Genomic DNA, 6,660 nt, shown 5'->3' with positions numbered 1-6,660 from the left:
TTCAATATCCTTCCAATAAAACTTTATATCTGAAACAAAATCATATACATAGTCGTCATTAACGATGAGAATTGGCTTATTAATAAATACCGATAAAAAAATCCTATAATTCATCAAACAGACCAGAAGAGTCAGGATTGCGAATAAAACAATTACCCAATAATTCGCGGGTAGGCTTGAAAACGGGCGGATGGCTACCAATAAAGTAAAAAGCGTAGGCACAAGTAATCTATGTAGAAAAAAATTTTAAAGGCTAGCTTTATATGTCATTTTTGAGATTAGGTTTACCAAAACTAATTAATTAGCCGGGTAAATGCAAATGCCTAACCGCCAATTGCAAATTCAATTTATTACTCCAAATAATAATGCCTGATCCTCTCCAAACCTTCATCCAGTTCGTAAATTAAAGGTTTTCCTGTCGGGATGTCCAGCTTAGTAACTTCTTCATCGGTAAGGTGATCAATGTATTGAACCAAGGCCCGCAGGCTGTTGCCGTGAGCACAAACAATAACCTTTTGATTTTTACGCATAGCAGGCACAATAAATTCGTTCCAGAAAGGCAGTACCCTTTGCATTGTTTCACTCAGGTTTTCGGTTAGCGGCAGTTCCCTTTCAGTAAGGTGTTTATAACGGGCATCTTTACCCGGGTAGCGTTCGTCGTCTTTGGTAACGGCCGGCGGTAGTTCATGCGGGTCTCGGCGCCATTTTTGCACCAGGTCTGCACCATATTTGGCCGCAGTTTCTGCTTTGTTTAAGCCTTGTAAGGCTCCATAAAAACGTTCATTCAGCCGCCATGATTTTTGAACAGGGATCCATAATTCATCCAGTTCTTCCAATACGATATCCAGCGTTTTGATCGCTCTTTTTAATACGGAGGTATAGCCTGCATCAAAACTATAACCATGTGCTTTTAAAAGCTGGCCTGCTTTATGTGCCTGAAGTATACCTTCTTCAGACAGGTCAACATCTGTCCAGCCGGTAAACCTGTTTTCTTTATTCCAAATGCTCTCGCCGTGGCGCAGCAATACTAATTTTTGCATAGTGCAGTATGTTTTTGCTAATCTACTGAACGCTTTGTAAAAAATTTGGTAAATGTGCCGATAACAATTAAATTGCGTTAAAAACCAATTTAAACCCTTTTAAATCATGATCCCAACCACTCCAGTTCCTGCAAAGGATGGCATTGCCAACCCTGCGCCGCTTGGCCTTTGCGCCTTCGGTATGACCACCGTTTTACTGAACCTGCACAATGCCGGTTTCTATGAATTAAACACCATGATCCTTGCGATGGGCATTTTTTATGGTGGCCTGGCCCAGGTAATTGCCGGTGTTATTGAATCGAAAAAGAACAACACTTTTGGGTTAACAGCTTTTACATCATACGGCTTTTTCTGGTTATCCCTTGCCGGCCTCATCCTGATGGGCAAGTGGGGTTGGTTTACCGCGCCTTCTGACGGCGCTATGGCCGCATATCTTGGCATATGGGGACTTTTTACGTTAGGGCTTTTCTTTGGTACGCTTAAGTTGACCCGGGCTTTACAGATTATTTTTGGCACGCTGGTGATCCTGTTCTTTTTATTGGCGGCCGAGCATGCTACCGGTAACGAAAGTATTGGTAAATTTGCCGGGTACGAAGGCCTGGTTTGCGGTTTTTCTGCTATTTATGCCGGTATCGCAACTGTTTTAAATGATGTTTACGGAAAAACCGTACTTCCTTTAGGTTAAAAATATTGTCAGAACACGATTTTCAGGATTTTTATGATGATTGTGATAATAGTTTATCATGTTTGCAAAAATTTCAAGATCTTTTGAATGTCTAAAATCCTGAAAATCGTGTTATGAAAGATTTTAAAAAATACTATCACATTACCGCCCCTCCTGAAGAAGTTTATATCGCTTTAACCAACCCGTTTACCATTGAACTATGGACCGGGGAACCGGCAGAAATGTCGACCGAGCCAGGTTCTGAGTTTTCCATGTGGGAAGGCAGCATCGTAGGCAAAAATCTTGAATTTGAAGAAGGCAAAAAGCTGGTACAGCAATGGTATTTTGACGGCCAGCCAGAGCCTTCTATCGTTACCATAAAACTACATCCCGATAAGGCAGGCACCTCTGTTGAATTGAAGCACACCAATATACCCGATATTGAATACGATGGTTTTGCCGAAGGATGGGATAATAGCTATTTTGGCTCACTAACGGAGTTTTTTGATGAGAAGGATTAGTGTTAGAGAATTTGATTGGAGATCAGTAACAAATAAAAAAACACGAAGCTTATTTCACTTCGTGTTTTTTTGTGGTTTTGTTTATAACCGGCTATCCATATGAGGCAGCGGCATTAAAACTAGTACAAGGAAAACTCAACCCTGCGGTTTTGCTGGCGTCCGGCAGCAGTTTTGTTGGTAGCAATCGGATTTGCTTTTCCGTGGCCCTCTGCCTGTATTTTTCCGGCATCTGCACCTTTGCTTACCAAATAGGTTTTAATAGCTTCAGCACGATCCTGGGAAAGCCTGAGGTTATAAGCTACCGAACCCACATTGTCTGTATAGCCGGCTAATTTTAAATTAAAGCCTTTGTCTTTTAACAATTGAGCCAACTGGTTCAGGCTCACAAATGAATGTTCGCGGATAGTTGCTTTGTTAAAATCAAATTCAAGATTTCTTACAGCCTCATTCACTACCCGATTGTCTTCTTCAGTTACGTAAACTTTGGTTACTGATTTTACAACCGGGAGCGGACATCCTGTTCCGTCAACCTTTGTTCCGGCAGGCGTGTTCAGGCATTTATCAAAAGCATCTGGTACACCGTCGCCATCACTGTCCTGCGTTAATTTGGCAAGGTTTGCATTGGTAACGTTTAAATCATTTCTCAACTGTACATTTTTAGCTTTTTCAGCATCAATCTGGCCCTGCAGTTGATTTTTGGTTTGCTCATTTTCCCACATATACTCATGCCTCATGGATGATACCGGGTTATGCGTAGCTAATTGTGGTTTTGAACGACTACCTAAGGCAAATTCAAGCCCAATATGTGCATAGGAAAACTTATCGTTTGTCGATCCGTAGATGTCACCATCAACATTATCTGAGTAAACAAAATTCACCTGGTAACCCAGGTCAACATTTACACCTGGAGAAACATTAAATTTTAACCCGGCACCTACTGGTATATAAAGTTCGCTTATTGAACCATTATTGTCTGTTTTAAAATTCGATACCGAACCATCAGTATAAGTTAATACGGGTTTATAGGCCATTGTACCTACACCCATCGTAAAATAAGGTTGAATAGCTGTTTTCTTATAATGCCAATTGATATTTGCGAGCGTATAATTTGCACTTAAACTGGCAGCATATTGAATTTTTGTAGCATAACTTTTAAAAATCAACCCAGCGCTATTGGGGCTCGAGTGATCTGCAGAAAGTTTGCCGGCAAAAAAATCAGCCTGTATACCAAATGATGGCAATATTTGTTTTTTGATATAGGCTCCGTATCCTAATTCGGCATTCGGTGATGTGAAATCCTGTTTCCCGTTCGACCCGAAAATAGTGAAAGGCGTTAATACCCCTCCCGACACCCCAATTGACCAGGTACGGAAAGCGTTGTCGCCTGAAAAAGGTTTAACATAGTCTGTTGATACATGTAAAGTGTCGGTAGATTGAGCGAATAGCGTACCGCCCATTAATATCCCTGTAAATAAAAGGGAAGCTTTTTTTAAATTTGATTTCATTGTTGAACTTTTAAGATTATGTGTTGTGTAAAACACAGCCTAAGAAGTCAACTTTGATGCCATATGGGCATTAAACGGTAATTAATCGTTGGGATTCCGATATAGAAATTGATTTCGCCGGCATATTTTATCCCTTAAATTACTGATAAACAACATAAATACTTTAGGCAACGGTTTGTTTAACTGGTATTATCGCTACTACCCTGTATACTAAAAACACTGTTACATAAATGGTCTTAAAAACATACAGTTTGCCACTATTGTACATTAAAAAGGTGAATGATAATTAATACCATTCACCTTTTACAAGTATTAGTTTTACCGGCTTTTTTAACCTTGTTTAATACAGTGAAAACTCAACCCGACGGTTTAACTTGCGCCCTGCGGCTGTTTTATTAGTTGCAATGGGATTTGCTTTTCCATAACCTTCTGTCTGGATCAATGCCGGATCTGCCACTTTGCTCACAAGGTACATTTTTATCGCTTCGGCCCTGTCTTTTGATAACTTAAGATTAAGCGCAGCCGAACCCGTGGCATCAGTATACCCGGCCAGTTTTAAATGATATTTCTTGTCTTTCAGCAATTTCGCTAACTTATCCAAACTTTGGTATGAAGCATCGCTCAGCATCGAAGTGCCCGATGCAAACTGCAGGTTCTGGATCGCTTCATTAACTACAATTTTGTCGGCTTCGGTAATTGTTATCTTTTCTTCGGTTTTTACAAAAGGTAAGGGGCAACCTGCTCCGTCAACTTTTACGCCGGCCGGTGTATTGGGGCATTTATCATAAAAATCAGGCACTCCGTCTCCGTCGCTATCTGTTGTAAGTTGTGTGAGTTTTGTGTTTTGGGCAAGCATCTGTTGCTGCAAAACCTGGTTCTTGTTTTTTTCTGAATCTATCAGGGCTTTAAACTCATCCCTTGCATTTTGTATCCCCGATAAATATTCCTGCCGCATTGATGAAACCGGATTATGGGCAGAAAGTTGCGGTTTTGACTTTTTACCTATTGCAAATTCAAGCCCTATGTGTGCATAGGAGAATTTGTCGTTTGTGTTACCGTATCTGTAACCGTCTAAATTACCTGAATAAACAAAATTTACCTGGTAAGCAAGTTCCAGGTTAATACCTTTGGCGATATTAAATTTCAACCCTGCCCCTATCGGCACATATAATTCATTGAGGGATGCTTTATTTTTATTGAAATCAACTACCTCTCCTGCACTCGTTGTTAATACCGGTTTATAGTTCATTAAACCAACGCCGGCAGTAATAAATGGCTGTACCGTGCTTTTAACAACATGCCAATTGATATTAGCCAATGTAAAATTTGTGCTTAAACTACCCGCATAATTAATGGTGGTTGTAAAGCTTTTATACGGTGAAACTCCCGCTGGGTTAAGCTGTGCATTATCGCCATTTAATTTACCCATCAGGAAATCAGCCTGTAACCCGAATGATGGCAATAGTTGTTTTTTGATATACCCACCATAACCATATTGAACATTTGCAACCGTAAATCCAAGTTGGCTGTTGGTAGATGTGATTACCGAAGTACTCATTAAACCTGCATGAATCCCGACAGACCAGCTACGAAATGCCGCACCACCGGAGAAAGGCCGGATATAATCGGTGTTTACTGCTAGTGAATCAGTATTTTGTGCAAATAAACCGGCGAAGTTTAATATAAAAATCAGCAGTAATAATGTTCTTTTGAAATTTAGAGTCATGTGGTTAACCGTTTATTAATCAGGATTTAATTAGCAAATATTTAAACTATTAATTGCCAGGAAACAGCAGCTATTTCCATGTGCTAATTTATCAGTTTATAAAAGTAATATTTTAATGATTATTAACAATAACTTTCCCTTATTAACAAAAATAAAATACTATTTTTAATTTGGAAGTGCTTGATATTCGCTATTTTATGCCCCTTTTTAACTTTTAAAGTTCGGGGTATCAAGGCAGAAAAGCAGTTAAATAACTGCCAATGGATGATGATTTTCCGGGATGGAATGATACCGGCGGAAGTAAATGGTTGCACTGAATTGAACTAATACAGATGCAAGCGATATTTAAAGATGAAATAAATAAGGGGGCAAACAGGCCCCCTTATTTATTTTATTAATTCTTTGCCGGAAGGGCATCAATTTGTTTTTTGATGTCAGCAGCTTTGGTTTTATTCTCTGCAGCATGGGCTTTATCATACTTGCCCCTGTAGTAATTCCATAGGTTTGTTAAAGCAGCATTTGATTTTGGATCAAGGTCTACTGCTTTTTGTAAATACGGCAGTGCAAGGTCAAATTGCACATCTGCTTTTGCCCTGATCTCATCATATTGTTTTTGAGTCGCATTTGATGGTAAGCTATTTGCAGCATTATAGAAATCAATCGCAGGCTTCATCATTACTTCGCCTAAATTCAGGTTCGCATCCAGGTAATTAGGGTCAATTGCAATGGCTTTTTTGTAATAATCAGCGGCTTTTGAATAATAATCAAGGGCCGCCTTGTTGTCCGCGGCTTTACCAGCAGCGTCTTTAACTTTAGCGGCTTTAGCTGCGCTTGCATCGCCAACACGGGTAAACGACAAGCCTGCATAAAAACACAGTTCTTTGTTTTTCGGGTCGGCGGCTACTGCACTTTCCAGTTTACCTATTATTTCGTTGTCCTTACCGGCCATTAAATAAAATTTAATTTCCTGTCCGCGTAAATCTGCATTTGAAGGAAATTTTGTAACACCGTCGGTAATTACTTTTAAAGCGTTCGCTGTATCCTTGTTAATTATATACAAAGTTGCCTGGTAACCATATATTTTAGCGTTCTGCGAATAATTGGTGCTTAACAATTTGTTGTAACTACTGATGGCGTAAGGATAGAATTTGGGATTTGTATTCCCTGCATTTGATGCTGCCAGCGCTGCATAGTAGGAGATCGG

General features: G+C 39.8%; 5 protein-coding genes and 1 pseudogene. 2 read left to right on the top strand and 4 right to left on the bottom strand.

Translation table 11 applies throughout. The features are described 5' to 3' along the window. Positions 1 to 350 precede the first annotated feature (350 nt). Positions 351 to 1,040, bottom strand: coding sequence for a 2,3-diphosphoglycerate-dependent phosphoglycerate mutase (gpmA, locus tag QZY09_RS10195; protein ID WP_295672022.1), 690 nt, complete (start codon positions 1,038 to 1,040; stop codon positions 351 to 353). 106 nt (positions 1,041 to 1,146) lie between these two features. On the opposite strand from gpmA, the gene QZY09_RS10190 reads away from it, so the two are divergent. Beyond that, positions 1,147 to 1,725, top strand: coding sequence for an acetate uptake transporter (locus QZY09_RS10190; RefSeq protein ID WP_295672020.1), 579 nt, complete (start codon positions 1,147 to 1,149; stop codon positions 1,723 to 1,725). A gap of 113 nt (positions 1,726 to 1,838) precedes the next feature. Further along, positions 1,839 to 2,225 (top strand): SRPBCC domain-containing protein, encoded by a 387-nt coding sequence (locus tag QZY09_RS10185; protein WP_295672018.1) that lies wholly within the window; start codon positions 1,839 to 1,841, stop codon positions 2,223 to 2,225. Between the two features lie 119 nt (positions 2,226 to 2,344). Here QZY09_RS10185 and QZY09_RS10180 read toward each other — a convergent pair whose 3' ends face one another. The 3 genes and pseudogenes from QZY09_RS10180 to QZY09_RS10170 form a co-directional block, all read right to left on the bottom strand. Next, positions 2,345 to 3,730: a DUF6089 family protein gene (locus tag QZY09_RS10180; protein WP_295672016.1), complete on the bottom strand. Its 1,386-nt coding sequence runs from the start codon at positions 3,728 to 3,730 to the stop codon at positions 2,345 to 2,347. A 340-nt stretch (positions 3,731 to 4,070) separates the two neighbouring features. Continuing rightward, complete coding sequence (locus QZY09_RS10175; protein WP_295672013.1) at positions 4,071 to 5,456, bottom strand: OmpA family protein; 1,386 nt, start codon at positions 5,454 to 5,456, stop codon at positions 4,071 to 4,073. A 394-nt stretch (positions 5,457 to 5,850) separates the two neighbouring features. Further along, positions 5,851 to 6,660: pseudogene (locus QZY09_RS10170) on the bottom strand (hypothetical protein); the annotation flags it as partial.

The sequence above is a fragment of the uncultured Mucilaginibacter sp. genome (assembly GCF_903913935.1).
Lineage (GTDB): Bacteria > Bacteroidota > Bacteroidia > Sphingobacteriales > Sphingobacteriaceae > Mucilaginibacter.
The sequence above is the reverse complement of the archived record's forward strand: the minus strand, read 5'-3'. Positions and strand labels throughout refer to the sequence as shown.

Excerpts from the sequence above, each read along its gene's own strand:
- gpmA (WP_295672022.1), bottom strand. The coding sequence starts at position 1,040 with ATGCAAAAATTAGTATTGCTGCGCCACGGCGAGAGCATTTGGAATAAA.
- QZY09_RS10190 (WP_295672020.1), top strand. The coding sequence starts at position 1,147 with ATGATCCCAACCACTCCAGTTCCTGCAAAGGATGGCATTGCCAACCCT.
- QZY09_RS10185 (WP_295672018.1), top strand. The coding sequence starts at position 1,839 with ATGAAAGATTTTAAAAAATACTATCACATTACCGCCCCTCCTGAAGAA.
- QZY09_RS10180 (WP_295672016.1), bottom strand. The coding sequence starts at position 3,730 with ATGAAATCAAATTTAAAAAAAGCTTCCCTTTTATTTACAGGGATATTA.
- QZY09_RS10175 (WP_295672013.1), bottom strand. The coding sequence starts at position 5,456 with ATGACTCTAAATTTCAAAAGAACATTATTACTGCTGATTTTTATATTA.